The organism is Rhodococcus coprophilus NBRC 100603 (genome assembly GCF_001895045.1).
Taxonomy (GTDB): domain Bacteria; phylum Actinomycetota; class Actinomycetes; order Mycobacteriales; family Mycobacteriaceae; genus Rhodococcus; species Rhodococcus coprophilus.
Map to the genome: position 1 here is coordinate 304,312 of NZ_BDAM01000003.1, position 25,281 is coordinate 329,592.

Annotated in this window: 28 protein-coding genes; 11 read left to right on the forward strand and 17 right to left on the reverse strand. The window is 67.4% G+C overall.

The window, feature by feature from the left end; translation table 11 throughout:
* Positions 1-13: 13 nt before the first annotated feature.
* The 4 genes from RDCOP1_RS07245 to RDCOP1_RS07260 all read right to left on the reverse strand — a co-directional run bounded on the left by RDCOP1_RS07245 (position 14) and on the right by RDCOP1_RS07260 (position 4,858).
* On the reverse strand, positions 14-1,480 hold the full coding sequence (locus tag RDCOP1_RS07245; protein ID WP_072699669.1) for an MFS transporter: 1,467 nt from the start codon (positions 1,478-1,480) through the stop codon (positions 14-16).
* A 136-nt stretch (positions 1,481-1,616) separates the two neighbouring features.
* On the reverse strand, positions 1,617-2,471 hold the full coding sequence (locus RDCOP1_RS07250; protein ID WP_072699415.1) for a TIGR02569 family protein: 855 nt from the start codon (positions 2,469-2,471) through the stop codon (positions 1,617-1,619).
* A gap of 124 nt (positions 2,472-2,595) precedes the next feature.
* The gene (gene moeZ / locus RDCOP1_RS07255) at positions 2,596-3,795 is read right to left on the reverse strand and encodes an adenylyltransferase/sulfurtransferase MoeZ (RefSeq protein WP_072699670.1); all 1,200 of its coding nucleotides are present in this window, start codon (positions 3,793-3,795) and stop codon (positions 2,596-2,598) included.
* Between the two features lie 61 nt (positions 3,796-3,856).
* Positions 3,857-4,858: a DUF3152 domain-containing protein gene (locus RDCOP1_RS07260; RefSeq protein ID WP_231922913.1), complete on the reverse strand. Its 1,002-nt coding sequence runs from the start codon at positions 4,856-4,858 to the stop codon at positions 3,857-3,859.
* Positions 4,859-5,145: 287 nt separating this feature from the next.
* Between RDCOP1_RS07260 and fasR the strand changes: the two genes are divergently transcribed.
* The gene (gene fasR / locus RDCOP1_RS07265; protein WP_072699416.1) at positions 5,146-5,799 is read left to right on the forward strand and encodes an HTH-type transcriptional activator FasR; all 654 of its coding nucleotides are present in this window, start codon (positions 5,146-5,148) and stop codon (positions 5,797-5,799) included.
* Positions 5,800-5,897: 98 nt separating this feature from the next.
* Here the strand turns inward: fasR and RDCOP1_RS07270 are convergent, their stop codons facing one another.
* Positions 5,898-6,128, reverse strand: coding sequence for a DUF3107 domain-containing protein (locus RDCOP1_RS07270; RefSeq protein WP_072699417.1), 231 nt, complete (start codon positions 6,126-6,128; stop codon positions 5,898-5,900).
* Positions 6,129-6,173: 45 nt separating this feature from the next.
* Positions 6,174-6,866 (reverse strand): ferritin-like fold-containing protein, encoded by a 693-nt coding sequence (locus tag RDCOP1_RS07275; RefSeq protein WP_072699418.1) that lies wholly within the window; start codon positions 6,864-6,866, stop codon positions 6,174-6,176.
* A gap of 198 nt (positions 6,867-7,064) precedes the next feature.
* Between RDCOP1_RS07275 and RDCOP1_RS07280 the strand changes: the two genes are divergently transcribed.
* Together RDCOP1_RS07280 and RDCOP1_RS07285 are read left to right on the forward strand one after the other, a co-directional pair.
* Positions 7,065-8,750: a DEAD/DEAH box helicase gene (locus RDCOP1_RS07280; protein WP_072699419.1), complete on the forward strand. Its 1,686-nt coding sequence runs from the start codon at positions 7,065-7,067 to the stop codon at positions 8,748-8,750.
* A 5-nt stretch (positions 8,751-8,755) separates the two neighbouring features.
* Complete coding sequence (locus tag RDCOP1_RS07285; RefSeq protein ID WP_072699420.1) at positions 8,756-9,967, forward strand: Rv3212 family protein; 1,212 nt, start codon at positions 8,756-8,758, stop codon at positions 9,965-9,967.
* Positions 9,968-9,982: 15 nt separating this feature from the next.
* Here RDCOP1_RS07285 and RDCOP1_RS07290 read toward each other — a convergent pair whose 3' ends face one another.
* On the reverse strand, positions 9,983-10,750 hold the full coding sequence (locus RDCOP1_RS07290) for a ParA family protein (RefSeq protein ID WP_231922912.1): 768 nt from the start codon (positions 10,748-10,750) through the stop codon (positions 9,983-9,985).
* 122 nt (positions 10,751-10,872) lie between these two features.
* On the opposite strand from RDCOP1_RS07290, the gene RDCOP1_RS07295 reads away from it, so the two are divergent.
* Entirely contained in the window at positions 10,873-11,343 is a 471-nt protein-coding gene (locus tag RDCOP1_RS07295) for a GNAT family N-acetyltransferase (RefSeq protein ID WP_072699672.1), read from the forward strand.
* A gap of 25 nt (positions 11,344-11,368) precedes the next feature.
* Here the strand turns inward: RDCOP1_RS07295 and RDCOP1_RS07300 are convergent, their stop codons facing one another.
* Complete coding sequence (locus RDCOP1_RS07300; RefSeq protein ID WP_072699422.1) at positions 11,369-11,800, reverse strand: hypothetical protein; 432 nt, start codon at positions 11,798-11,800, stop codon at positions 11,369-11,371.
* A 47-nt stretch (positions 11,801-11,847) separates the two neighbouring features.
* Between RDCOP1_RS07300 and RDCOP1_RS07305 the strand changes: the two genes are divergently transcribed.
* Both RDCOP1_RS07305 and RDCOP1_RS07310 read left to right on the forward strand, forming a co-directional pair.
* Positions 11,848-12,789, forward strand: coding sequence for a diacylglycerol/lipid kinase family protein (locus tag RDCOP1_RS07305; protein ID WP_072699423.1), 942 nt, complete (start codon positions 11,848-11,850; stop codon positions 12,787-12,789).
* Positions 12,790-13,032: 243 nt separating this feature from the next.
* Positions 13,033-13,287 carry a WhiB family transcriptional regulator gene (locus RDCOP1_RS07310; protein WP_072699424.1) on the forward strand — a complete coding sequence of 85 codons (255 nt, stop codon included), beginning with the start codon at positions 13,033-13,035 and terminating at the stop codon, positions 13,285-13,287.
* Between the two features lie 103 nt (positions 13,288-13,390).
* Here the strand turns inward: RDCOP1_RS07310 and RDCOP1_RS07315 are convergent, their stop codons facing one another.
* Positions 13,391-14,866, reverse strand: coding sequence for a sensor histidine kinase (locus RDCOP1_RS07315; RefSeq protein ID WP_072699425.1), 1,476 nt, complete (start codon positions 14,864-14,866; stop codon positions 13,391-13,393).
* A gap of 17 nt (positions 14,867-14,883) precedes the next feature.
* Entirely contained in the window at positions 14,884-15,099 is a 216-nt protein-coding gene (locus tag RDCOP1_RS07320) for a biotin/lipoyl-binding carrier protein (protein WP_072699426.1), read from the reverse strand.
* Positions 15,100-15,195: 96 nt separating this feature from the next.
* Between RDCOP1_RS07320 and RDCOP1_RS21980 the strand changes: the two genes are divergently transcribed.
* The gene (locus RDCOP1_RS21980; RefSeq protein ID WP_022597109.1) at positions 15,196-15,270 is read left to right on the forward strand and encodes a 50S ribosomal protein bL37; all 75 of its coding nucleotides are present in this window, start codon (positions 15,196-15,198) and stop codon (positions 15,268-15,270) included.
* Between the two features lie 69 nt (positions 15,271-15,339).
* Here the strand turns inward: RDCOP1_RS21980 and rsrA are convergent, their stop codons facing one another.
* Positions 15,340-15,621: a mycothiol system anti-sigma-R factor gene (rsrA, locus tag RDCOP1_RS07325; protein ID WP_072699427.1), complete on the reverse strand. Its 282-nt coding sequence runs from the start codon at positions 15,619-15,621 to the stop codon at positions 15,340-15,342.
* Complete coding sequence (locus RDCOP1_RS07330; RefSeq protein ID WP_072699428.1) at positions 15,618-16,280, reverse strand: sigma-70 family RNA polymerase sigma factor; 663 nt, start codon at positions 16,278-16,280, stop codon at positions 15,618-15,620. Before RDCOP1_RS07330 ends, rsrA begins: the two co-directional genes overlap by 4 nt.
* Positions 16,281-16,564: 284 nt before the next feature.
* On the opposite strand from RDCOP1_RS07330, the gene RDCOP1_RS07335 reads away from it, so the two are divergent.
* Together RDCOP1_RS07335 and ybaK are read left to right on the forward strand one after the other, a co-directional pair.
* Positions 16,565-17,101, forward strand: a complete 537-nt coding sequence (locus RDCOP1_RS07335; RefSeq protein ID WP_072699429.1) for a GNAT family N-acetyltransferase — start codon at positions 16,565-16,567, stop codon at positions 17,099-17,101.
* A gap of 27 nt (positions 17,102-17,128) precedes the next feature.
* Positions 17,129-17,626, forward strand: a complete 498-nt coding sequence (gene ybaK / locus RDCOP1_RS07340) for a Cys-tRNA(Pro) deacylase (protein ID WP_072699430.1) — start codon at positions 17,129-17,131, stop codon at positions 17,624-17,626.
* A gap of 16 nt (positions 17,627-17,642) precedes the next feature.
* On the opposite strand, the gene RDCOP1_RS07345 is transcribed toward ybaK, so the two are convergent.
* Positions 17,643-18,386 carry an SOS response-associated peptidase gene (locus RDCOP1_RS07345; RefSeq protein WP_072699431.1) on the reverse strand — a complete coding sequence of 248 codons (744 nt, stop codon included), beginning with the start codon at positions 18,384-18,386 and terminating at the stop codon, positions 17,643-17,645.
* 79 nt (positions 18,387-18,465) lie between these two features.
* Between RDCOP1_RS07345 and aroA the strand changes: the two genes are divergently transcribed.
* Together aroA and rsgA are read left to right on the forward strand one after the other, a co-directional pair.
* On the forward strand, positions 18,466-19,752 hold the full coding sequence (aroA, locus tag RDCOP1_RS07350; protein WP_072699673.1) for a 3-phosphoshikimate 1-carboxyvinyltransferase: 1,287 nt from the start codon (positions 18,466-18,468) through the stop codon (positions 19,750-19,752).
* Positions 19,719-20,738: a ribosome small subunit-dependent GTPase A gene (gene rsgA, locus RDCOP1_RS07355; RefSeq protein WP_072699432.1), complete on the forward strand. Its 1,020-nt coding sequence runs from the start codon at positions 19,719-19,721 to the stop codon at positions 20,736-20,738. The genes aroA and rsgA overlap by 34 nt, the downstream gene beginning before the upstream one ends.
* Positions 20,739-20,816: 78 nt before the next feature.
* Here the strand turns inward: rsgA and RDCOP1_RS07360 are convergent, their stop codons facing one another.
* The 4 genes from RDCOP1_RS07360 to RDCOP1_RS07375 all read right to left on the reverse strand — a co-directional run bounded on the left by RDCOP1_RS07360 (position 20,817) and on the right by RDCOP1_RS07375 (position 25,278).
* Complete coding sequence (locus RDCOP1_RS07360) at positions 20,817-22,052, reverse strand: fatty acid desaturase family protein (RefSeq protein ID WP_072699433.1); 1,236 nt, start codon at positions 22,050-22,052, stop codon at positions 20,817-20,819.
* A gap of 85 nt (positions 22,053-22,137) precedes the next feature.
* Positions 22,138-23,418 carry a fatty acid desaturase family protein gene (locus RDCOP1_RS07365; protein ID WP_072699434.1) on the reverse strand — a complete coding sequence of 427 codons (1,281 nt, stop codon included), beginning with the start codon at positions 23,416-23,418 and terminating at the stop codon, positions 22,138-22,140.
* 33 nt (positions 23,419-23,451) lie between these two features.
* Positions 23,452-24,582 carry a ferredoxin reductase gene (locus RDCOP1_RS07370; RefSeq protein WP_072699435.1) on the reverse strand — a complete coding sequence of 377 codons (1,131 nt, stop codon included), beginning with the start codon at positions 24,580-24,582 and terminating at the stop codon, positions 23,452-23,454.
* Between the two features lie 189 nt (positions 24,583-24,771).
* The gene (locus RDCOP1_RS07375; protein WP_072699436.1) at positions 24,772-25,278 is read right to left on the reverse strand and encodes a DUF6912 family protein; all 507 of its coding nucleotides are present in this window, start codon (positions 25,276-25,278) and stop codon (positions 24,772-24,774) included.
* Positions 25,279-25,281 lie beyond the last annotated feature (3 nt).

The following is a 25,281-nucleotide window of genomic DNA, read 5'->3' on the forward strand; positions in this document are numbered from 1 at the left end:
TGCAGTGAAAATGTCAGACCGCGGCGTCGGACAGCGGCGTCGCCTGTGCCGGCACGGGTGCGGACGGCGCCGGTGTGACGGTGGGCTGCGGACGACGGAGGAAGACGAACCAGGTCACCGCGATGCAGACGAGGTAGAAGATCGCGAACACCCAGAAGGCCATGGTCGCGGACTGCGCCTCGCCGCCGTAGGAACCGCGGAACACCAGGTTGATCCCCACGCCGCCGAGCCCGCCGATGGCACCCGCGAACCCGATGAGGGCGCCCGACATGCTGCGCGACCATGCCGCCTTCGCTGCGCGATCGGCACCCGGGAGTCCCTGGGCCTTCGCTTCGAAGATCGACGGGATCATCTTGTACACCGAGCCGTTGCCCACACCGGACAGCAGGAACAGTGCGATGAACCCGAGCACCATGGCCGTGAAGACGCCACCGCTCGCCGCGCCCGCACTCGCGTCGTCGAGGGTGCCCGCGACGATCAGCACCGCGGCGGCGAGTGCCATACCCACGAACGTGTACATGGTGATCTTGCCGCCGCCGATACGATCGGCGAGTTTGCCGCCGAGAGGACGCGAGATCGAACCGAGCAGCGGTCCGATGAATGCGATCTGGGCGGCGTGCAACGACGCCTGGGCCGCGGTGTCGCCACTGGCGAGGAAGTTGATCTGCAGTACCTGGCCGAATGCGAAGCTGAACCCGATGAACGATCCGAACGTGCCGATGTACAGGAACGAGATGACCCACGCGTCGCTGAACTTCAGCGCCCGGCCCATCGCACGCAGGTCTGCTTTCTGGTCACCGAGGTTGTCCATGAACAGTGCGGCACCGAGCGCGGCGACACCGCAGAACACCAGGTAGGCCGCGCAGACGATCCACGGTTCCGTGTTTCCGAGGGTGGCGATGACCAGCAGGCCGACCAGCTGGATGGCCGGTACGCCGATGTTGCCGCCACCGGCGTTGAGCCCGAGCGCCCATCCCTTGAGCCGCTGCGGGTAGAAGGCGTTAATGTTGGTCATCGACGAGGCGAAGTTGCCGCCACCGACGCCGGCCAACGCGGCGACCAGCATGAACGTCGTGTACGAATGCCCGGGGTTGAGCATCAGGTACAACGCGCCCAGCAACGGCACCAGCAGGACCAGAGCGCTGAAGACCGTCCAGTTGCGGCCACCGAATCGCGCCGTGGCCACCGTGTACGGAATGCGCAGCAGGGCACCGACGAGTGTCGGGACAGCCACGAGGAAGAATTTGCCCGCGGCGTCGATGCCGTAGACGTCGGTGGGCATGAACAGCACCATCACCGACCACACGGACCATACGGAGAAGCCGACGTGTTCCGCGATCACCGACCAGATCAGGTTGCGCTTGGCGACGTCCTTTCCGCCGTTCTCCCACGCCTCGACATCCTCGGCGTCCCAGCTGTCGATGTAGTGCTTGCGTGCGAATCTCTGTCGGAGAGTTTCGGTTCGGACCGTATCCGCCATGCCGGCCACCCTTCTCAGGTCTGTGATGACCTCAAGGTAGGCAACCGGTGTTGCCACGGTGCTGCACGCGGTGACCGTCGCGTCAAGAGATGCTCACCCGGCGCGAGGTGGCGGTGTGAGGTGGATGTAACCGGGCTCAGAGCAGGAATCGGACCAGGTCGGCGGTGTGTGCCAGCCCGGGAAACGCTTCTTCGGTGGAGCGCGGGTGCAGCGCGTGCACCGCAAGCCGGAAGATCACGGCCCGCAACAGCATCTGCGGCCACTCCGGAAGGTCCTCCCACCGGGTGATCAGGGCGTCGTCGGCGCCGCCCCACGACAACGCGTCCACGACGGTGACGGCGGCGGCCCAGGACGCGGGACGCCAGTAGGGGGTGATGTCGGTCAGTCCGGGCGCTGCCCGGCCCGCGAACAACACGGTCCCGAAGAGGTCGCCGTGCACGAGCTGATCGGGCAGATGCACCGGTTTGCGGAACGTGGCGAGTTGCCCGATGAGATCGAGGCTCTTGCGGCCGTCGGGAGTGACGGTCTCGGGAGCACCCGCAGCGCGCGCGGTACGCAACGGCACGGTCTCCCACGCCGCGCGGTCGGCAGCGACGAAGACGTCGACGTCCTGCCACGGCGCCACGGGGGGCTGCATCAGGAAGCGGGGGCGCTCGAGTTGCGCGGTCGCGACGTGCAGCCTCAGCGACAGCGAGACCACTTCGTCGTGCCGGGGCTCGGATGTCCCGACGATGTAGGTGTCGGCGCGCCATCCCGACACCACGTAGCGCCCGTCGGTCGAGCGGACGGGCCGGGCGAGGCGGACCCCGTCGACGCTCAGGGTCTCCCTGATCTTTGCGGACCACGCGGCGCGGGCGTGGTCGGCGACCCTGGACAGGACCACGTCTCCACACCGGAAGCCACCGTCCCAGTCGGCACCGAGCGCGATCGGCTCGACGTCGCGGAGGCCGAACGTGGAGCACACGTGCTGCGGTGGTTCGAGTGAGCTCACGCCATCAAGGTACCGGCGTACAGGTCAGGTCCCCGGGAGGCACTCCGCTGGATTTCGATCACAGCTCCGCTACAACCGGACCGGCGCACGCCCGACCGCAGCCGCGGGATCGTCCGCCCGCAGGTCAGTAGACGGGCAGCGACGGGTCCACCTGCTGCGCCCAGGCGAGCACACCACCGCGAAGATGGGTGGCGTCGGAGAAGCCGGCACGCGCGAGCACCGCGAGTGCTTCCGCGGACCGGATACCCGTCTTGCAGTAGAGGACGATGGGCCGGTTCTGCGGCAATTCGGCGAGCGCTTCCCCCGACAGGATGCTGCCCTTGGGTACGAGCCGGGCACCGTCGATACGGACGATGTCCCACTCCACCGGCTCCCGTACGTCGACGAGTTCGATGTCGCGGCCCTCGTCGAGCATCCTGCGCAACTCGCCCGGCGTGATCGTCGCGTCTGCGGACGCGGCCGCATCGTCCGGCACGACCCCGCAGAACACGTCGTAGTCGATGAGTTCGGTGACCGGTACCCGTCCGGGGTCGCGGCGCAGCGTCACGGTGCGGAACGACATCGCCAGGGCGTCGTAGATCATCAGCCGGCCCAGCAGTGGCTCCCCGATCCCGGTGATCAGTTTGATCGCTTCGGTCGCCATGATCGTGCCCACGGTTCCGGGCAGGACCCCCAGGACCCCGCCCTCCGCGCACGACGGCACCATGCCCGGTGGCGGCGCTTCGGGATACAGGTCGCGGTAGTTCAGGCCCCGCCCGCCTGGTGCGTCCTCCCAGAACACCGACACCTGGCCCTCGAAGCGGAAGATCGATCCCCATACGTACGGTTTTCCCGCGAGCACCGCCGCGTCGTTGACGAGGTAACGGGTCGCGAAGTTGTCGGTGCCGTCGACGATCAGGTCGTACTGCTCGAAAAGCTCCACCGCGTTGTCCGTGTCGAGGCGAACCGGGTGCAGTCGCACGTCGACGTGCTCGTTGATCGCTTCGATGCTGTCACGGGCGCTTTCGCCCTTCGCCCTGCCCACGTCGGACCGGCCGTGGACGACCTGGCGCTGCAGATTCGACATGTCCACCTCGTCGAACTCGACGATGCCCAGGGTGCCGACGCCCGCGGCGGCCAGGTACAGCAGCACCGGCGATCCGAGGCCGCCCGCACCGATGCACAGCACCTTCGCGTTCTTGAGTCGCTTCTGCCCCGTGACACCGACGTTCGGAACGATCAGGTGCCGGCTGTAGCGGGCCACCTCGTCGTGATCGAGGTCGGCAGCCGGCGCAACGAGGGGAGGAAGCGCACTCGGTTCGACGGCGGGCGGCGATACGGTCACGGATTCTCCTCGGGCGGCGGTACGGACGGTGTCCATTGTTCCACCGGTCACACCGGTGGCGTCACGCTCGCGGGTACGGCCACGGATTGAAGCGACATCCCATCCCGTCGGCCGGGACGACACCGCCGGGATCGAGCCGGGCGATGTCGTCGTTCGCGGTCCCGAAGGTCTGTTGCATCATGATCGGCGCGAGCCCGTCGGGCGCCGCGCACCGCTCGTGCTGAGCGAATCCGAGCGCGTGCCCGACCTCGTGATTGATCAGGTACTGGCGGTAGGAGCCGATGTCGCCCTGGAAGGCGACCGCTCCCCGGACCCAGCGCGCCTCGTTGAGCAGGACCCGGCCGAGGGATGCGTTGAAGCATGAGCCTTCGAGCCGGATCTGGTAACCGCATCCCTCCCGGATGGTCATCTGGGAGGTCAGGGACACGCGGAAGTCGGGTGTGCCGACGTCGATACGGCGGAAGCCGAAATCGGGGTTGCCGATCCAGCTACGCGGATCGGCCAGCGTTCGGTCGACCATGACGGCGAACGCGTCGTCACCGCCGTAGCCTGCGGTGTCGACGCCGTCCTCGACCTCGATCGTGTAGGTGAGGGTGCGCGCTGCCTCGGCCCCGACGCGCTCGGTCGTTCCGGGCAGCACCCTCCACCGCTGTGCACCACGCGCGGTGAACGGGCCGCCCTCGGGCAGCGCCCCGGAGGCGAGATCGGGTGGAAACTCGCCGTCGGCGAGCGGTGCTTCCGCAACGATCCGATCGGCTCCCAGCGGACTCTGCTCCACGGTGCCGCTGCCGTCGTCGTCACCTACGCTTCCGCCACCTACGCTTCCGACCGCGTCCCACAGCACCAAGGCGGTGACGACGACCAGCACGGGCACCACGTAGGCGCGCCAGCCGTAGGTTGCGACGAACTTGCCGAGCCGGCTCTGCTTCCGCACGTCCCGGACGGGACGCGGCCTGCGGGGTTCGCGCGAGCGGTCGTCACCGGCCACCGGATCCCACTGGGCTCGCAGCGGCTGGTAGGAGTCCCGTTTCGGGACCCGCGACGCGCCGGCGGACCGGCGCACTTCGGAAGGCTGTCGCTGTGCCGGGGGACCGGGCGGCGGGTTCTGGGTGGAGTCCTCCGCAGACCTACTCGGGCGCACTCCTCCTCGCTCGATCACGGTTGACAGGATGTCACACCGACGTGAACGCGACCCGGTCCACTCGGAGTCCGGCCGGTGGCCGGGCGAGAAAAGCGGATACTCGACAGAGGGCCGACCAGGAGAAAGGCGAGGCGGCCTGTAATCTGCAAGGACGATCGATGTCGAAGTGGCGCTGCTCACTTCGGTGAAGTGCGCAGACTGGAGCAAGTATGACCGAACTCGCCGACCGGGCATCGGGCCGCGGCAACAACAAGCGTGGTGCCCGGATGCCCCGGGACGAACGTCGTGCCCAGCTCCTCGAAGCGGCGAGCGAAGTCTTCGTCACACGCGGTTACCACTCCGCCGGAATGGACGAGATCGCCGAATGCGCAGGCGTGAGCAAGCCCGTGCTCTACCAGCACTTCCCCGGCAAGCTCGAGTTGTACTGCGCCGTCCTACAGAACTACGTGGACGTGCTTATCAACGGTGTCCGTCAGGCGCTGCGCTCCACCACCGACAACCGTCAGCGCGTGCGGGCGGCGGTCCAGGCCTTCTTCGACTTCGTCGACAACGACAGCCAGGGTTTCCGGCTGGTCTTCGAGTCGGACCTCATGGGTGAGCCGGAGGTTTCCCGCCGCGTGGAGCAGGCCACGGAAGCGTGCGTGGACGCCGTGTTCGACCTGGTCAGTCATGATTCCGGTCTCGACCCCTACCGCGCGCGCATCCTCGCCGTCGGACTGGTGGGCACCAGCCAGTTCACGGCTCGCTATTGGCTCGACGCGGCCCGGCCGATCCCGAAGGACGATGCGGTCGATACGACGGTGGCACTCGCGTGGGGTGGCCTCAAGCACGTTCCGCTGCAGCCCGAACTCCGGTTGCGCTGACTTCTCACCCGGCTGCACTCGTGCGCCGGGGGCTTCTAGCGATACGGCGAGAGGCCGGGGCCATGGCCCCGGCCTCTCGCCGTATATCGGTCCTGCGGTCAGAGGGCTGCGAAGCCGACCTTCCCGATGGTGGAGGGGCCGATCTCCACGTATGCGATCTTCGCCGCCTGCACCAGGACCTTGCGGCCCTTCTCGTCGATGAGAGCGAGCACGCCGCTGTCGCTGCCGCTCAGTGCGTCGGTCACAAGCTTTTCCACCTCGTCGTGCGTCTGGTCGCTGACGAGGACGAGTTCACGCGGGCTGTCCGCAACGCCGATCTTGACCTCCACTGGGGACCTCCGAAATCTCAGGCTGTACTGCTTGTCACCGCCAGGCTAATGCAGTCCCAGCACTGCCATCCGTTTGGTGTGCTCGACCTGCATACGGTCGAACAAGGCGGCGATGCCGGCGAGGTCCCCGCAGGTGAGAATCACCAGTTCGGCGAGTTCCTCGTTCTGGGCGAGCACGTACTGGGCCTGGGTGATGGCTTCGCCGAGCAACCGGCGGCCCCACAGCATCAGGCGGTCCTTCTGGAGCGGGCTCCGTTCCACGACTTCGCGCACTTCCCGGACGACGAATTCGGAGTGCCCCGTCTCGGCGAGGACGTCGCGCACGACCGCCGCCACCTCGGGATCCAGCCGATCGGCGATCTCACAGTAGAAGTCGGCGGCGATTCCGTCGCCCACGTACGCCTTCACCAGTGATTCGAGCCACGTCGACGGGGTGGTCGACGCGTGATAAGCGTCCAGGGCCTGCCGATACGGCTCCATCGCCGCGTAGATCTCCACACCGCGGTCGACGAGCGCCGCGCGCAGGGTCTCGAAGTGACTCATCTCTGCCCCCGCCATGCTCGCGAGAGCGACACGCCCCCGCAGCGACGGGGAGAACTTCGCATCGTCGGCCAGACGGTAGAACGCGGCGATCTCGCCGTAGGCGATCACCGCGAACAACTCGGCGACGCCGGGATGACCGGCGGGGACGAGGGTCGGGCTGGATGATGTTGTGGACGGCGACGATTCGGCTCCCATGACGACAAAGCGTAGTACTACCTCGGCAAATCCGCCCGAACCGGTACAATGGTTCTTGAAGTTCGCGCTTCGAGCCACTGAACGTGGCCCGCGAGCTTCACCGATAATGTGCGCGCACCCGACCGCGGATCGCCGCGCTTCGCCGAGCCAGAGATGCTCGTGCTGAGGCGCAGGCCGGTCCCCTGCCCAACCTCGTGCGTGCGTGCCGAGACCAGGAAGGCCGGACCCCTGAGCAAGATCACAATCGACCACGAAGACGACGCGACCGAATCGACCGTCTCCGCACAACTCGACTCCACCCACGTTCCCCCCACCTTCGGAGAGCTCGGCGTCCGCGACGAGATCGTCCGGGCACTCGCCGAGGTGGGCATCGAACGCACCTTCGCAATCCAGGAGCTCACGCTCCCCCTCGCCCTCGCCGGCGACGACCTCATCGGCCAGGCCCGGACGGGCATGGGTAAGACCTTCGGCTTCGGGGTCCCCCTGCTCAACCGCATCACCACCGACGGATCGGGCACCACGACCCTCGACGGCACCCCCCGCGCGCTCGTGATCGTCCCGACGCGCGAGCTCTGCGTGCAGGTGACCGGCGACCTGGTGAACGCCTCGAAGTACCTGCCCGGCAGCGGCAAGAAGGGCCTCGAGGTCCTGTCGATCTACGGCGGGCGCCCCTACGAACAGCAGATCGCCCAGTTGCAGAAGGGCGTCGACGTCGTCGTCGGCACCCCGGGACGACTCCTCGACCTCGCCAACCAGGGTCATCTGATCCTCGGCAAGATCGGCGTACTCGTCATGGACGAGGCCGACGAGATGCTCGACCTCGGGTTCCTCCCCGACATCGAGCGCATCCTGACCATGGTGCCGGACAAGCGTCAGACGATGCTGTTCTCCGCGACCATGCCGGGCCCGATCATCACGCTCGCCCGCACGTTCCTGAACCGCCCGACGCACATCCGTGCCGAGGAAGCCGAGTCGTCGGCCGTGCACGAGCGCACCCAGCAGCACGTCTACCGTGCCCATGCGCTCGACAAGGCGGAACTCGTCGCGCGTGTGCTTCAGGCCGAAGGCCGCGGCGCAACGATGATCTTCACCCGCACGAAGCGCACAGCGCAGAAGGTCGCCGACGATCTCGTCGAGCGCGGCTTCGCGTGCGGCGCCGTGCACGGTGACCTGGGGCAGATCGCGCGCGAGAAGGCACTCGACAAGTTCCGCGCGGGCAAGATCGACGTGCTCGTCGCAACCGACGTCGCCGCGCGCGGCATCGACATCGACGACGTCACGCACGTCATCAACTACCAGTGCCCCGAAGACGAGAAGACGTACGTGCACCGCATCGGCCGCACCGGTCGTGCAGGGCGCACGGGCATCGCGATCACCCTGGTCGACTGGGACGACGTGCCCCGCTGGCAGCTGATCGACAAGGCACTCGGGCTCGGCATGCCCGATCCGGTCGAGACCTACTCCAGCTCGCCGCACCTGTTCGAGGAACTCGGCATTCCGACCGGCACCAAGGGACAGGTTCGGAAACAGGCTCCGGCTCGTTCCCCCGAGAACGAACCCGCGGAGCGTCGCACACGCGGCGACCGCGAGGAGACCGCGTCCCGGCCCAAGCGCAACCGTGTGCGTCGCCGCACGGTGCGCGGCAAGACCGCCGAAGGCGATACAGCCACCGGTGCGTCCACGGACGCCACGGAGCCGAAGGCATCCGAGGCACCGGCGTCCGCTTCCGCGCCGAAGTCCGAGAAGTCCGACTCCGACGCGCCCGCCCCGGCACGTCGCCGGCGTCGTCGTCGCAGCCCCGCCGGTAACGGCGCTGCGGGCCACGACGCGGCAACGCAGGACGCCGCGAATCCGGACACCGTCGCGGCCTCGTCCGCTCAGTAGCACCCGTGCTCGCGCCCGAGCGCCGCACGCGCACGGATCTGCTCGTAGCCGCCACACTCGTCGCCACCGTCCTGGTGGCGGCGAGTGTGGTCTGGTTTCGGTCCGATGCGCGTGGCACCACCTCGATCACGTGGGGCGAACCGGTCTCCTCTCTGCCCGCGGCCGGCGCGCTGCCGGACGACCTCGTCGAGGTGTGGGAGGCGCCGAGCGATGCGACGTCGGTGCCGGTCGCTCTCGGCGGCACCGTCGCAACCGCCCACGCCGGAGCGGTCGTCGGCCGTGACCCACTGACCGGCGACGAACGCTGGCGATACGAACGCAACCGGCCCCTGTGCGCGGTGGCAGGCGCGTGGGGTTCGGTCGTCTCGGTGTACCGGGACGCACGCGGATGCGGACAGGTCACCGCGCTCGAGGCGGACAGCGGCGCACGCGATGTGCAACGAACGAGTCACGCCGACGACGAGATCCGGCTCTTCGACGCGGGATCGTATGTGATCTCCCTCGGCGATACCCGGCTCGAGATGTGGCGGTCCGACCTCGTGCGGACCGTCGAATACGGCTACGTCGACGCTCCCGTCAATCCGCGTGCCCAGCCACGATCCGGCTGCACGCTCATCTCCGCGGACGCCGGCAGCAGCCGTCTCGCGGTACTCGAGCAGTGCCCGAACGAGCCCGCCAACCGGCTCACCCTGCTCGACCCGTCACCGGACGACAACCAGAAACCCGAGCAGTACGCGTCGTCGGTGCTGCCGGAAGCAGCACCGGGCGCCGGGGCCCGCATCGTCGCCGTACTCGGTGAACGCACCGCGGTGTACGTGCCACCGGGTGACGGCGGCGCCCCGCGCATCGCCGTGTACGACGGCTCCGGCGCACTGCTCGACACCCACGACCTCGCACGCGCCGCCGGCGACAATCCCGGACCGGCCACCGAGCACGAAGGAGTGCTCGTGTGGTGGACGGGTGTGGACACGGTCGCGCTGTCCCCGGACGATTTCACACCGGAATGGACCGTCGAGAACACACTCGGGACCGGGGCCCCGATGGCCGGAACGTTGCTTCTTCCCGTCGACGACGCGGTGGCGGCGGTCGATCCGGCGTCCGGCGACATCCGGCAACGCATCCCGGTCGACCGCGGCGACGCGCAGTCGGTGGACGTCGCCGTCGCCGGTGACCTGGTGCTCGAACAACGCGGCGGCCAGCTCGTCGCGCTGCGCTGACCACCCCCGCGGTCGTCAGTCGAGTGTGGGCAGGGGCGTGCCCTTCGTCCACGAGGCGAGCAGGTTCTCGGCGAGTTCGCGGTAGGCGTCTGCGCCCTTGTTCTTGCGACCTGCAAGGACGGTGGAACCGGAAGCCGACGCCTCGGCGAACCGGACGGTGCGCGGGATCGGCGGCGCGAGCACCGGCAGATCGTACCGATCCGAGACGTCGGCGAGCACGTCACGGCTGTGCGTGGTCCGTGAGTCGTACAGGGTGGGGAGCGCACCGAGCAGATCGAGATCGGGATTGGTGATCTGCTTGATCTCGTCCACGGTCCGCAGCAACTGCCCGACACCTCGGTGGGCGAGCGTTTCGCACTGCAGCGGTACGAGCACCGAATCTGCCGCGGTGAGACCGTTGAGGGTGAGGACACCCAGCGACGGGGGGCAGTCCACGATCACGACGTCGAAATCGTCGGCGACCGTCGCGAGCGCACGCTTGAGCGTGTATTCGCGTCCCGGTTTCATGAGCAACATCGCTTCGGCACCGGCCAGGTCGATCGTGGCGGGCATGAGGGTCAGGCCCTCGCCGGCCTCGATCAGCACCTCCCGCACCTTCGTATCGCCGACGAGCACGTCGTGTACCGATTTGTCGAGCCGGTCGGGGTTGTGACCCAGCGAGAACGTCAGGCACCCCTGGGGATCGAGGTCGACGAGGAGCACCCGCTGCCCCAGGGCGGACAGCGCGGCGCCGAGCGACGCGACGGTGGTCGTCTTGGCGACGCCACCCTTCTGGTTTGCCACTGCAAGTACGGTTGTCACTGCTCGATCCTCGCGTATTCGGCGCGCCCGTGTGCGGTAACGACGCGGTCTCTTCCGGCGAATCGGGCGTCCTGTCCGTCAGTCCCCCGAAAGGCGTGTCGATCGTGATCCGCAGAGTCCGTCCCGACGATGTCGATGCCGTCACCGGCCTGATCTACGACCTCGCGGAGTACGAAAAGGCCCGTGACGAGTGCACCGTGACGCCGGAGCAGATCCGCTCCGCGCTGTTCGGTCCCGAACCGTCGGTGTTCGCGCATGTGGCCGAGGAGCAGGACGGCACCGTCGTCGGCGTCGCGCTGTGGTTCCGGAACTTCTCCACGTGGGACGGGGTGCACGGGGTGTATCTCGAAGACCTGTTCGTGCGTCCGGAACACCGCGGCGCCGGACACGGGCGCGCACTGCTCGCCGCTCTTGCCCGCGAATGCGTGGAGCACGGTTATACCCGTCTGAGCTGGTCCGTGCTGGACTGGAACGAGCCGTCCATCGGGTTCTACCGGTCGCTGGGCGCGGTCGCCCAGGACGAATGGACGACGTTCCGTCTCAGTGGCGACGCATTGCGCGAGCTTGGTACCTGACCGTCCGGCCGCACTGCCGTCGGGCTCAGCGGTCGTCTTCGTCGTCCTCGGGGACGTACTCGGTGGCGAGCCATTGCGTGGTGGCCGGACTGAACAGCAGGACCAGCGTGGGCACGACGATCAGTCCCATGAGCAGGCCGAGCACCACCTGGTTCGAATCGGTGAGCAGCGACCACACGACGGGCAGCAGCAGGAGTTGCGCGACGATTGCGATCGCACGACCCCAATGGGCGCCGCGCAGCAGCCCGATTCCGGCGGCCAGGACGCCGCCGAAGAGGATCGACAGCCACAGCGCGAGGCCGTAGCCGTTGCTCACCGACTGGTCGTGGTCGCCCGACCACGCGCGGATCACCGAGTACACCGCGAACCCGATTGCGATGACGCCTTCGAGCACGACGAGCGACCCGGCGACCCGGACGGTCGACGGAGTACGGGTACGAGGTGTTTCAGTGGGCACCCGACCAGCGTAGTGGACCGGCGCGATAGCACTTAGGCTGATGCTCCGTGCGTGCCCTGCTGATCGTGAACCCCAATGCGACGACCACCACTCCGGCCGGTCGCGACCGGTTGGCGCACGCATTGTCGAGCAGAACCCGGCTCACGGTCGCGCACACGACGCACCGGGGGCACGCCGCCGACCTGGCGCGCTCGGCGCACGCGGACGGGATGGACGTCGTCATCGCCCACGGCGGCGACGGGACGGTGAACGAAATCGTCAACGGTCTGCTGGGGCCCTCCCCGGATCGCGGGACCGACCCGTCGCTGCCGCGACTCGCGGTGGTACCCGGCGGGTCGGCGAACGTGTTCGCCCGCTCCCTCGGTATCGCGGCGGACCCGATGGAAGCGACGGAACAACTGCTTCCGTTGCTGGCCGAGCATGTGTCCCGCCGCATCGGGCTGGGGCACTGCGACGGGCGATGGTTCGTGTTCAATGCCGGCCTCGGACTCGACGCCCAGGTCTGCGAAGCGATCGACCTGAGCCGTCTCGCCGGCAAGAAGGTGACCAGTGCGCGCTATGTGCGGCACGCGATCACGCAGTTCTTCGCCTCGAGACGGATCGAACCCGCACTCACGCTCGAACTGCCCGGCCAGGAGCCCGTCACCGGGGTGTACTACGCCTTCGTGTCCAACTCGAGCCCGTGGACGTTCCTCGACACCCGACCGGTCCATACGAATCCGGGCACGTCCTTCGGATCGGGACTCGGGGTCTTCGCGATGGCGACGATGCGGGTGCTGCCGAGCCTGCGGGTCGTCCGGCAGTTGCTTGCCCGGAACGGTGATCCGTCGTCTCCGCATCTGCTGCGTGCGGACGACGTCACCCGCGTCCGCGCACGGTCGACACGTCCGATCGGCCTCCAGGTCGACGGCGACTACCTGGGACTTCGCACCGACGTGGAGTTCGTATCCGTACCGTCGATACTCGAAGTCGTCGCTCCTGCACAGTAAGCGGACATCTCGAATTCTGTGATTCTGCTTACTTTTCGGCCGAACAGGTGTAGAAAGAAGGATCGACGAATGCTTCGCCCCTTTGTCGGCGTGAGCTTCCACACGGTCGCGGTCGATTCTCTTGACTTCACGCTTGTTCGTGAAAGCATTCACAAGTAACCGCGCGGAAATACTTCGCGCCGCAAGCGTGAACACGCACAGACAATCATCCGGTGCACAGCACCATCGAAGGAGAGTAGAAGCATGGACTGGCGCCACGAAGCCATCTGCCGCGACGAAGATCCGGAACTGTTCTTCCCGGTAGGTAACAGCGGCCCGGCTCTCGCGCAGATCGCCGATGCCAAGCTTGTGTGCAACCGTTGCCCCGTCACCGCCGAGTGCCTTTCCTGGGCCCTCGAGTCCGGTCAGGACGCCGGCGTGTGGGGTGGCATGAGCGAAGACGAGCGCCGCGCTCTCAAGCGCCGCAACGCCCGCACCCGGGCTCGCACCACGGTCTGACGAGCACGACCGTACGAAGGCCCGGCCCCCGAGGGGACCGGGCCTTCGTACGTCGCAGGCATTCCGGCGATCCGGCCCGGGTACGTGCGCACCGGACCCGTGGTCAGACCCCGGCGACCTTGCCGAGCGGCAGGCGCAGGCGCGCATCGGTTCCACCGGCCTCGTTGGCCAGGAGTTCGAGTGCGCCGCCGAGTTCGGCGGCGACCAGCGTCCGCACGATCTGCAGCCCGAGACGATCGGAATCCTCGAGCCTGAACCCCTCGGGCAGTCCCTTCCCCTCGTCCCGGACCACGACGTCGAGCCAGCGGGCCGACCGCTTCGCCATGACGGTCACCGTGCCGTGGACACCCGGATCGAAGGCATGCTCGACCGCGTTCTGCACGAGTTCGGTCAGCACCATCACGAGCGGGGTGGCCCGATCGGCGGGGAACACCCCCAGATTTCCTTCCCGGCGCACCCGGATCTGGTTACCGACTGCCGAGACGTCCACGACGATCGGGATCAACTGATCGAAAACCCCGTCGAGGTCGACTTCTTCGTCGACAGACATCGACAGCGCCTCGTGCACCAACGCGATGGAAGTCACGCGGCGGACAGCCTCCCCCAACGCCTCCCGGGCCTCCACGTTGCCGGTACGGCGGGCCTGGAGTCGAAGCAGCGCCGCGACCGTCTGCAAGTTGTTCTTGACCCGATGGTGGATCTCGCGGATCGTCGCGTCCTTGCTGAGCAGAGCACGGTCGCGGCGTTTGACCTCGGTGACGTCGCGGATCACCACGGCAGCCCCCTCGATGCGGCCGCCCGGCGTCAAGACGAGCGCCCGGATGAGCACTGTCGCCCCGCGCGCCTCGACCTCCATCCGTTGCCCCAGCCGTCCGTGCACCGCACCGCGGAGGTACTCGGAGACGTCTTCGCTCTCGAAGGGATCGGTGACGAGACCCCGGGTCGTTTCGATGAGGTCCTGCCCGAGAAGATCCGAATTGAATCCCATCCGGTGGTATGCGGACAACGCGTTCGGGCTGGCATAGACGACCCTGCCCTCGCGGTCGAGCCGAATGAATCCGTCACCCGCACGAGGGCTCGACTTGGTATCGGACCGCGCTTCCGGCGTGGGAAACGTTCCCTCGCTGATCATTTGGTAGAGCGCGTCGGCACACTCGAGGTAGGCCGTCTCCAGTGCACTCGCCGATCGCCGGGACACCCGGGCGGCGTCGCGGCTCAGGACGGCGACGACCTTTCCGTCCCACCGCACCGGCACGGCCTGACGCAGATGTATCGGGTCGCTGGAGCCACGACGAACCGTGACGATCTCCCCCGACTTGAAAGCCTTTCGAACATAAGGGTGTTCGTCATCGGAGACGACGGTTCCCACCGCATCTTCCGGGATGACGGTCGAGGCAGTGGTGGGGCGGCACTGCGCCACGCACACGATCCCGTCGGGCTGGGCGTCCACCCACAGCAACACGTCCGCGAAGGACAGGTCGGCGAGGAGTTGCCACTCCCCGACGACACGCTGCAGATGATCGACGGCGGCACCGGGAAGATCGGTATGGGTCGCCAGAAGTGCACTGAGGGTGGACACGGAGGGCGCCTTCTTACTCAGGAGATGACCGCGATGAGGTCGCCTTGCTGGATCACGTCGCCCACGTTCACACCGAGCGAGGTCACGGTTCCCGACGACTCCGCGAGCACCGGGATCTCCATTTTCATCGACTCGAGGATGACCAGGGTGTCGCCTTCCGCGACGACCTGCCCCTCACTCACGACCACCTCGAAGACCGTGGATACCATCTCGGCCCGTACGTCCTCTGCCATCGAACACCTCATTCCGCGAACCGGACGGTGGACCTGCCGACAGGACCACTCGACCGCACGTGAAACACTGTAATGAAAGAGAAAGGAGATCCAACCATGGGTAAGCGAGGCCGCAAGAAGCGCAGCCGCAAGGGGAACGCCGCCAACCACGGCAAGCGTCCCAACGCCTGACGCTCTCGAAGACACGGAGGGACCGGAAAGCGCAATGCTTTCCGGTCCCTCTTCGTCAGCGACGAACGGTCAGTTGCGGGCGTCCGGCCCGCGCACCACGACATTGCGCCGGATTTCCAGTACCAATCTCTCCCGCAGTCCCGCCGGTGCGTGCTCGCCCCCGCACTTGCGGCTCAGAAGGGATTTGATCTTCTCCTCGATGCCATAGGCCTCGAGGCACGCCCCGCAGTCGTCGAGGTGTTTCTGGAGCCTCGCTCGCGCATCCCCGTCGCACTCGGAATCCAGCAACAGATACACGTCCGCAATGACCGCAGAGCAGTCCACCCACTCGTAGTCTGTCGGCTCGCTCACTGCGAGACTCCCTTCCTGTTCTCGCTCTTGTTCGTCGGATCACCCGCGCCCGGCGCGTCCACACCGTTCGCGGCGTCGACAGCACCGCCGCGGTTGAAGCCACGTTCGCGCGCCACGTCGCCGAGAAGGCCGCGGAGTTGCTTGCGCCCCCGGTGCAGGCGCGACATCACGGTGCCGATGGGGGTCCCCATGATCTCCGCGATGTCCTTGTAGGGGAAGCCCTCGACGTCGGCGTAGTACACCGCCATGCGGAACTCTTCGGGCAGTTCCTGCAGTGCCGCCTTGATGTCGTCGTCGGGCAGTGCGTCCAGCGCCTCGACCTCGGCCGACCGCAACCCCGTCGACGAGTGCTCTGCCGTCGCCGCGAGCTGCCAGTCGGTGATCTCGTCCGTCGGATACTGCGCGGGTTGCCGCTGCCGTTTCCGGTAGGAGTTGATGTAGGTGTTCGTCAGGATGCGGTACAACCACGCCTTGATGTTCGTGCCCTCACGGAAGGACGCGAAGGCAGAAAACGCCTTGATGTACGTCTCCTGGACGAGGTCTTCGGCGTCGGCAGGATTGCGTGTCATCCGCAACGCCGCACCGTAGAGCTGGTCGAGCAGCGGCAATGCCTCACGCTCGAACCGTTCGGCCAGTTGTTCGACAGACTCCTCGACCACACCGATCCCTTCACCGACGTTCTCCGTGAAGGCTACCGGTCCTGTCGCAGCCGGACGGGGCGGGCAAAGGATTGCCAACGGGGTCTCCGATCTTCGAGCGACAGCGGTCGCACCGGCGGGCACGTCCGATGGGGTCAACACATCACATACCGGACTTGTTCCCCGCGGGGCCGTGAAGTGGACTGGTCGGCATCGGTGTCTTCTCGGCCGGGGCGGATCGGTGACGCCGGCGAGGACCGGATATCGACACTCACTCGTCGGCGTCCCCTGGCTACCCTTTCGGCGTGACCCTCAGCTTCCACCGCGCCGATTTCTCCGACCCCCGGCTGGCCGCCTTCCTTCAGGCCCATCTGGACGAGCTCGCCCCGACGGCTCCCCCGGAGAGCCGGCACGCCCTGGATTTGACCGGGCTCCGACAACCGGGGGTACGGCTGTGGGTCGGCGAGTGGGATGGGGGCATCGCGGCGACAGGCGCCCTCGCCGCACTCGGCCCGGGGCACGAAGAGCTCAAGTCGATGCGGACGGACCCTCGCCGGAGAGGACACGGGGTGGGCCGGCTGATGCTGCGCCACCTGCTCGGCGACGCCGTCTCGCGAGGTATTCGGCAGATCTCGCTCGAGACCGGAAGCACGGAGTTCTTCGCTCCGGCGCGGGCGCTGTACGCCGGTGCGGGCTTCGTCGTCTGTGGACCCTTCGGTGATTACCGGGATGATCCACACAGCGTCTACATGACGTCGACTCTGCCGCAGCGTCCGAGTGCGCCTTCTCTGCTCGTGAAGCGGGGTGCTTCCAGTGGGGCTTGCCACGTTGCCACGGAATGAGTGACCGGGGTTGCCTAAGGTGAGCCCATGGCATCCACGTCGACCCCCGCCACCACGCTTCTCACCCGCGAGAAGGTGCCCCACGTGGTCCACGAATACCCCCACGACCCTCGGGCCGGTTCGTTCGGATCCGAAGCGGTCGAGGCGCTCGGCGAGCGTCTCGGGGTGGAACCTGCCCAAATCTTCAAGACCCTGGTGATCGCGCTCCCGTCCGGCAAGCTGGGCGTCGCCGTCGTCCCCGTCCCGGAGACGCTGTCGCTGAAGGCCGCGTCGGCGGCGCTCGGAGGCGGCAAGGCCACGATGGCCGAGCGCGCCGACGCAGAACGCGCGACCGGCTACGTCCTGGGTGGGATCTCTCCCCTCGGGCAGCGCAAGCGGCTGCCGACGGTGATCGACGCGTCGGCGGGGCAGTGGGACAAGGTGCTGTGCAGCGCGGGCCGGCGCGGCCTCGAGATCGAACTCGCGCCCGCCGATCTGATCCGCCTGACCGGAGCCGTCGTAGCCCCCGTCGTCGCGGGCCGCTGACCGCGCTGCGCGGGCACTACAACAGGACCATCTGATCGCCTGCCCCGTCGTCGGGCACGAGCAGTTCCGGTCCGTTGTTGCGCACGCTGTTGACCTTCTCGGACACGCGGCGAATCGCGATCTTCGACACCGCGTCCTCGCTCGGCACGATGAGGTCGGGGTGTCCGAGACTGTCAGGGTCGAGCCACGCCTCCCACCGCTCGGGCGGAAGGATCAGAGGCATCCGGGGATGCACGTTGCTCAGCTGCGCAACAGAATCCGCGGTCAACACAGTTGTGCTGAGCAGTGGTGGCGCATCGGGGTCGCGCGGATCGCGCCACACGGCCCACAGGCCCGCCATGCAGATCCGTGAACCGTCGGCGGGCGCCATGAAATACGGCACCTTGCGGGTTTTTCCGTCCGGCGCCGGTTCGACCTGCCATTCGTACCAGCCGTCCATCGGTACGAGACATCGTTTGTAGCGGAGCGACTGCGCGAACGAGGGCTTAGTCGCGACCGATTCGGACCGGGCATTGATCAGCGGGGCGCTCTTGCCGACTTCCTTCGCGAACGGTGGCACCAGTCCCCAGCGCATCCGCCGGATCCGGCGGCGTGCCGCCGCGTCGGAATCGTGGTCGTGGCGCGCCACCACGGTGAGCACCCCGGTGGTGGGGGCGACGTTGTAGTCGGGCCGGAATTCGTCGTCGCCCGTCTCGTCGAGCGCGTCGAGTTCCACCGCAAGAGTCGCCGGATCGGCCGTGGACGCATACCTGCCGCACATGCCACCGAGTGTTCCAGCGCGCACCGACACGGCACACATCGGGCAGGTCGGCGGGTGGGAGTCGATGCCCGGGTGGTCGATGGGCGAAGATGGGTGGGTGAGCCTGTGGAAAGCACCCCGTGCCGTGTCCCCCGTCGACGCGTCCGTGACGCTGCCGGGATCCAAATCCATCACCAACCGCGCGCTCGTACTGGCGGCTCTGGCGGTCGGACCCTCCACTGTCACCGGAGCCCTGCGCAGCCGCGACACCGATCTGATGATCGGGGCGCTGCGCTCCCTCGGTGCGACGATCACCGATCGTGACCGCGGCACCACCCTGGATGTGACACCCGGGCCGTTGCGAGCCGGGTCGGTGGAGTGCGGCCTCGCGGGCACGGTGATGCGCTTCGTCCCGCCGGTCGCAGCCCTCGCCGAGGGGGACGTCCGCTTCGACGGCGACGAGCAGGCGCGGTCGCGTCCCATGGGCACGGTGCTCGGTGCACTCCGGGCACTCGGCGCGGACATCGACGGTGACACGCTGCCCTTCACGGTCCACGGCCACGCCGGAGTGCGCGGCGGGTCCGTCACGATCGATGCGTCCGGCTCGTCGCAGTTCGTGTCGGGGCTGCTGCTCTCCGCAGCGAGGTTCGACGAGGGCGTCACCGTGCACCACGACGGCAAACCCGTACCGTCCACGCCCCACATCGACATGACGGTCGACATGCTCCGGGACGCGGGAGTGCACGTCGACACCTCGGAACCGAACACGTGGCGAGTACACCCCGGCCCGATCACCGCGCACGACGTGGTCGTCGAACCGGATCTCTCGAACGCGACCCCGTTCCTCGCCGCCGCTGCGGTCACCGGGGGCACCGTGTCGGTCCCCCACTGGCCGGAGAAGACCACGCAGGCCGGAGACGCCATCCGGGACATCCTCGAACGCATGGGTGCGACGGTGTCGCTGGCGGACGGGACCCTGACGGTAAGCGGTCCGGCCGCGCTGACCGGCATCGACATCGATCTCCACGACGTCGGTGAACTCGCCCCCACGGTCGCGGCGACGGCCGCCCTGGCATCGACCCCGTCGCGTCTGCGCGGTATCGCTCACCTGCGGGGACACGAGACCGACCGGCTCGCTGCGCTGTCCGCCGAGATCGGACGGCTCGGTGGGGTCGTGAGGGAGACAGAAGACGGACTCGAGATCGACCCGGCGCCTCTGCGCGGCGGGGTGTGGCACTCCTACGCCGACCACCGGATGGCGACCGCCGGCGCGATCCTCGGTCTCGTCGTCGACGGCATCGAGGTGGAGGACATCGGCACGACCGCCAAGACGCTGCCGGGATTCGAGGATCTGTGGGCGGCGATGTTGACGGGAGCACGCTCCTGAGCCGGCGGCAGTACGACGAGTCCGACGTCCGGGTCCGTCCGGGAAAGAGTTCGAGGCCGCGTACCAAGGATCGCCCCGCCCACCTCGATGCGGTGGAAGGCATGGTGTATTCGGTCGACCGGGGTCGCTGGGGCGTCGTGCTCGGCGGCGACCCGCACCGGCCCGTCGTCGCGATGCGGGCACGGGAACTGGGTCGCACTCCGATCGTCGTCGGCGACCGCGTCGGGGTGGTCGGCGACCTGTCCGGCCGGCCCGACAGCCTGTCGCGGATCGTCCGGGTCGAGGAGCGCACCACCGTCCTGCGCCGTACCGCCGACGACACGGACCCGTTCGAGCGGATCGTGGTGGCGAACGCGTCGCAGTTGCTGATCGTCGTCGCTCTCGCCGATCCGCCACCTCGGACCGGTCTCGTCGAGCGTGCGCTGGTCGCCGCCTACGCGGGCGGCCTGTCGCCGATGCTCGGCCTGACCAAGAGCGATCTCGCCGATCCCGATGAGTTCGCCTCGCAGTTCGCCGATCTCGACATCCCGGTTCTCGCCGTCGGCCAGGACAACGACCTCGCCGATCTCACCGAACGCCTCACCGGCCGGGTCACGGCACTGATCGGACACTCCGGCGTCGGTAAATCGACTTTGGTGAACCGTCTCGTGCCCGATGCCGACCGTGCCACGGGTGTGGTCTCGGGTGTCGGGAAGGGCCGGCACACCTCCACCCAGTCGGTCGCGCTGCCACTGCCGTCCGGCGGCTGGGTGGTCGACACCCCCGGCATCCGGTCGTTCGGGCTCGCGCACATCCAGCCCGACGACGTCGTCGCCGCCTTCACCGATCTCGCCGCGGCGGTCGCGGACTGCCCCCGGGGTTGCACGCATCTCGGGCCGCCCGCCGATCCCGAGTGCGGTCTCGACACTCTCGAGGGTAAGTCCCTGCGGCGTGCGATGGCCGTGCGCGAACTGCTGGCCTCGCTCGCCACCAACGACTCCTGGTGATCGGATGAAACGAACCCCCGGCACCTGGGTGCCGGGGGTTCGCTCGTCGTTCGTGCATCCAGCACGCGCCGAAAAGGATCAGCGCATGCCGAGGACCCGCCGAACGAGCCCGCGCTTGCGGGTCGTTTCGATGGTCGTGGCCAAGCCACGTCGGCGGCCGGTCAGCGGATCGATCTCGGCGGGGCCACCGAAGCCCCGCTCCGAAGCAGTTTCGGGGGCTGCGTCGCGGTCGTCCTTGAGGAACTTGTCGGGCAGCGAGAGCTTGGCGATGGTGCGCCAGGACTTCCAGTACTGCACGGCCAGCGGACCGGTGGTGTACGGCAGGTCGTACTTGTCGCACAACTGCCGGACGCGCACGGCGATCTCCGCGTACCGGTTGGACGGCAGGTCCGGGTAGATGTGGTGCTCGATCTGGTAGCTCAGGTTGCCGGTCATGAAGTCCATGACCTTGCCGCCCGAGATGTTCGCGGAACCGAGCATCTGACGGAGGTACCACTCGGCGTGCGTCTCGTTCTCGACGTCCTGCTTCGTGAACTTCTCCGCACCGTCCGGGAAGTGCCCGCAGAAGATGACCGCGTTGGTCCAGATGTTGCGGACGAAGTTCGCCGTCGCGTTCGCCGTGAGCGTCGACTTCCACGACTTGCCGGTCAGAGCCGGGTACACGACGTAGTCGCGCAGATCCTGTTTGGCGATCTTCGCGAGCACCTCGGCGCCGTTCTTCTTGGTGATCTCACGGTCGTCGCGACCCTGGATGACCTTGCCGAGTTCGAGCAACTGGATCGCGATGCCGTACTGGAACAGCGACGCGAGGATCGCGTTGTAGGCCACGTTGCCGAGATTGAACGGCTTCCACCGCTGGTCGCGGGTGACACGCAGCAGCCCGTATCCCACATCGTCGTCCATGCCCAGGATGTTCGTGTACTTGTGGTGCAGATGGTTGTGGGTGATCTTCCAGTGCGCCGACGGATCGACGTTGTCCCACTCCCAGTTGGCGGAGTGGACCTCCGGATCGTTCATCCAGTCCCACTGCCCGTGCATCACGTTGTGCCCGAGCTCCATGTTCTCGATGATCTTCGACAACGAGAGCATTCCGGTGCCCAGCCACCACAACGCGCGCTTCCTGGAACCGAACAGGACCAAGCGTCCGCCGATCTCGAGGCCGCGCTGCAGCCGGATCGTGTTGCGGACGTACCGGGCGTCGCGCTCTCCGCGCGACTCCTCGACATCGCGCCGGATGGCGTCGAGCTCGCGGCCGATGGCCTCGACGTCCGCCTCCGTAAGGTGCGCGTACTCCTTGATGTCCGATATCGCCATGCGCCTACCCTACCGTAAGTTACGGCTGCGTAGGTTAGCGATTTCGGGCTGTGACAGGAATCACGCGAGGGCGAGGAGCGTCACCTTACCGTCGATTCCGGCGCCGTGCACGTCGCGCTGCCACCGTGTGTTCGGCGTGCGTCCGCAGCGCGGTGAGCAGCCCGAGGCGACGTCCCGTGACGGGATCCTCCATCAGTGCCGGCACCGTCGCCGCAGCGCGCAAACGCTCGAACTTACGCTCCGACGACGTCTCCGGCGCATCGTCCGACGTGGCCTTCAGGAGACTGTCCGGCAACGCCAGTTTGTGGATCGTCCGCAGCGCCAGCAGGTACTGCCGGCCGAGTGGGCCCGTCGTGTACGGGAGGTCGTACTTGCCGCACAGCGCACGCACCCGAGCCGCGACCTCCCGGTACCGATTGCTCGGCAGATCCGGGAAGAGGTGATGCTCGATCTGGTAGCTGAGGTTCCCGGTCATGAAATCCATGACCCGTCCGCCGGAAATGTTTGCGCTGCCGAGCAATTGGCGCAGATACCACTGGCCGCGCGACTCGTCCTCGAACTGCTCGACGGTGAACTTCTCCGCGCCGTCCGGGAAGTGCCCGCAGAAGATCACCAGGTACGCCCAGATGTTGCGCACGACATTCGCGGTGAGGTTGGCCGTGAGCGTGCTACGCCACGCCGGCCCGGTCGCGGCCGGGAACAGCACCAGATCCTTGAACACCTGCCGTGAAGCCTTCGCCAGGAACTCACGGTCGGGCCCCGACATCCTCGGCCGCGGACCGTCACCGAGTTGCTTCTCCCACGCGATCCGCTGTGCCGTCAGGTCGTGCAGCGCGATACCCCACTCGAATGTCAGCGCGAGGACCACATTCGCGACCGGCTGCAGCAGGTTGATCGGACGCCACTTCTCGTCGCGAGTCATGCGCAGGATGCCGAATCCCACGTCCTCGTCCATCCCCACGATGTTCGTGTAGGTGTGGTGCTCGTAGTTGTGGGCGCGCTTCCAGTGAGCGGACGGGCCGGTCTGATCCCATTCCCACGAGGTGGAGTGGATCTCCGGATCGTTCATCCAGTCCCACTGCCCGTGCATCACATTGTGGCCGAGCTCCATGTTCTCGATGATCTTCGCCACCGACAGCGCCGCCGTACCCAGCAGCCAGCGCGAACGCCGCCGCGAACCGAGCAGCACGATCCGGCCCCCGATTTCGAGCGCGCGTTGCAGTCGAATCGTGTTGTGGATGTATCGTGCGTCACGCGGGCCACGCGAATTCTCGACGTCACGCCGTATGGCATCGAACTCTGTTGCCAGGGCATCGATGTCGGCGTCGGTCAGATGCGCGAACTCGCGGATGTCGGTGATGGCCAAGCGGGGTCCCTCTCGTCGTTCTCGGCGATGCTCTCAGGCATCGATCGTGCAGTCGCCGGCAGCTACAGAGATGCACGTCTGGACTCGTTCGCCCTCACCGTGCTCCTGGCCCGACCGGAGATCGACCACATACCCCTTTTGCAGGGGAACTACACAAGTCTGACAGATACCCATCCGGCAACCGAAGGGCATGAGTGCTCCTGCGCTCTCCCCCGCCTCGAGAATGCTGGTGGCGCCGTCTGCGGTCACGGTCTTGCCGGATTTCGCGAAAGTGATCGTTCCCCCGGCCCCTGAGGTGTCGGCCCGCGTGACCGCGAAGCGCTCGAGATGCACGCGATCCGCGATGCCCGCCTTCTCCCAGTGCGCGCTGATATCGGTGAGCATCTGCTGCGGTCCGCACGCCCAGGTCTGACGCTCCCGCCAGTCCGGACATACCTCGTCGAGCTGAGAAAGAGCGAATTTTCCCTGTTCACGGGTGTATTGCAGGTGGCAGCGGTACCGGTCGTGGGTGGCGTCGAACTGCTCGAGTTCGGACCGGAACATCACGTCCTCGGCGGTGGGCGCCGAGTGCACATGAACGACGTCGGCGATGTCGACACCACGATCGACTGCACGCCGATCGAGGGTGCGGAGCATCGACATGATCGGCGTGACGCCGCTGCCGGCGGTCAGGAACAGGATCTTCTCGGGCGGCGGATCGGGAAGAACGAAGTCGCCCTGCGGAGCCGCGAGGCGCACGATTGTGCCTTCCGGCACACCACCGACGAGATGGCTCGACAGGAAGCCCTCGGGCATCGCCTTCACCGCGATCGAGATGACTTTGTCGCTGCGGATCGGGGTGGAGGTCAGCGAGTACGACCGCCAGTGCCAGCGACCGTCGATGTGCAGGCCGATACCGATGTACTGGCCGGGCGCGTACCCGAAGTCGAATCCCCAGCCGGGTCGGATGACGATGGTGGCGGAGTCGGCGGTCTCGGCCCGTACCTCGACGATGCGCCCGCGAAGTTCCCGCGCCGACCACAGCGGGTTGACGAGGTGCAGATAGTCGTCGGGCAACAATGGAGTGGTGAGTCGGGCGACGGCGCCTCGTACCACGTTGGACAGGGACCGCTCACCTGGTGCCACATGGGCCGCCGGCTTTTCGATCCATTCCTTGAAACCCATCGAACGGTTCTCCTCACGCTGGGACTACGACCGCGTAGGTTATCAGAGGTTACGGTCCCGTAGGTTACGCGGAGGTTCCCTCTACAACGATCCCCGCCCCGGGCCTCCGGAGCAATGCGCGGTCGGCGTGATTCCGGGCTCAGAACAGCTGGAAACCGGCACTGATGCGGCCTCTGAGCGGTTCCCGTCTCAGAGCAGTTCCAGCAGGAACGGCAGTTCCTGAGCCGCGTACCACGCCAGTTCGTGATCCTCGGCGTCACCGAGCACGAACTCGGCCTCCTCGTCGCCCATGTCGGCCTCGTCCACGACCTCCATCGCACGCGCGACGTCCGCTTCCGCATCCTTCAGGTCCACGTGGACGGAGGCGATCGCACTCATCGGCACCCGACCGGCGAGGCGGACCACGGCGTCGTCGAGATCCGGGCGAGGGGTGGCGTCGTCGACGTCTGCGGCAACCACCACGCGTCGGGTCCCGAACGACTCCTCCCCCGCATCCTCGGCCGCGAGCAGTCGCAGCGAGGCGCGTGCGGCTTCGCCCATCGCGACCTCGGCGAGTTCCTCGTCGTCACCCGACGTGTAGGCCTCCCGCAGGGTCGGCGTCACCGCGAACGCAGTGCGTCCCACGGCGTCCAGTTCGTTCTCGGCCACGAGACGCTGCAGCATCCCGAGCGTCGCCGGTATATAGACACGCGTCACTTC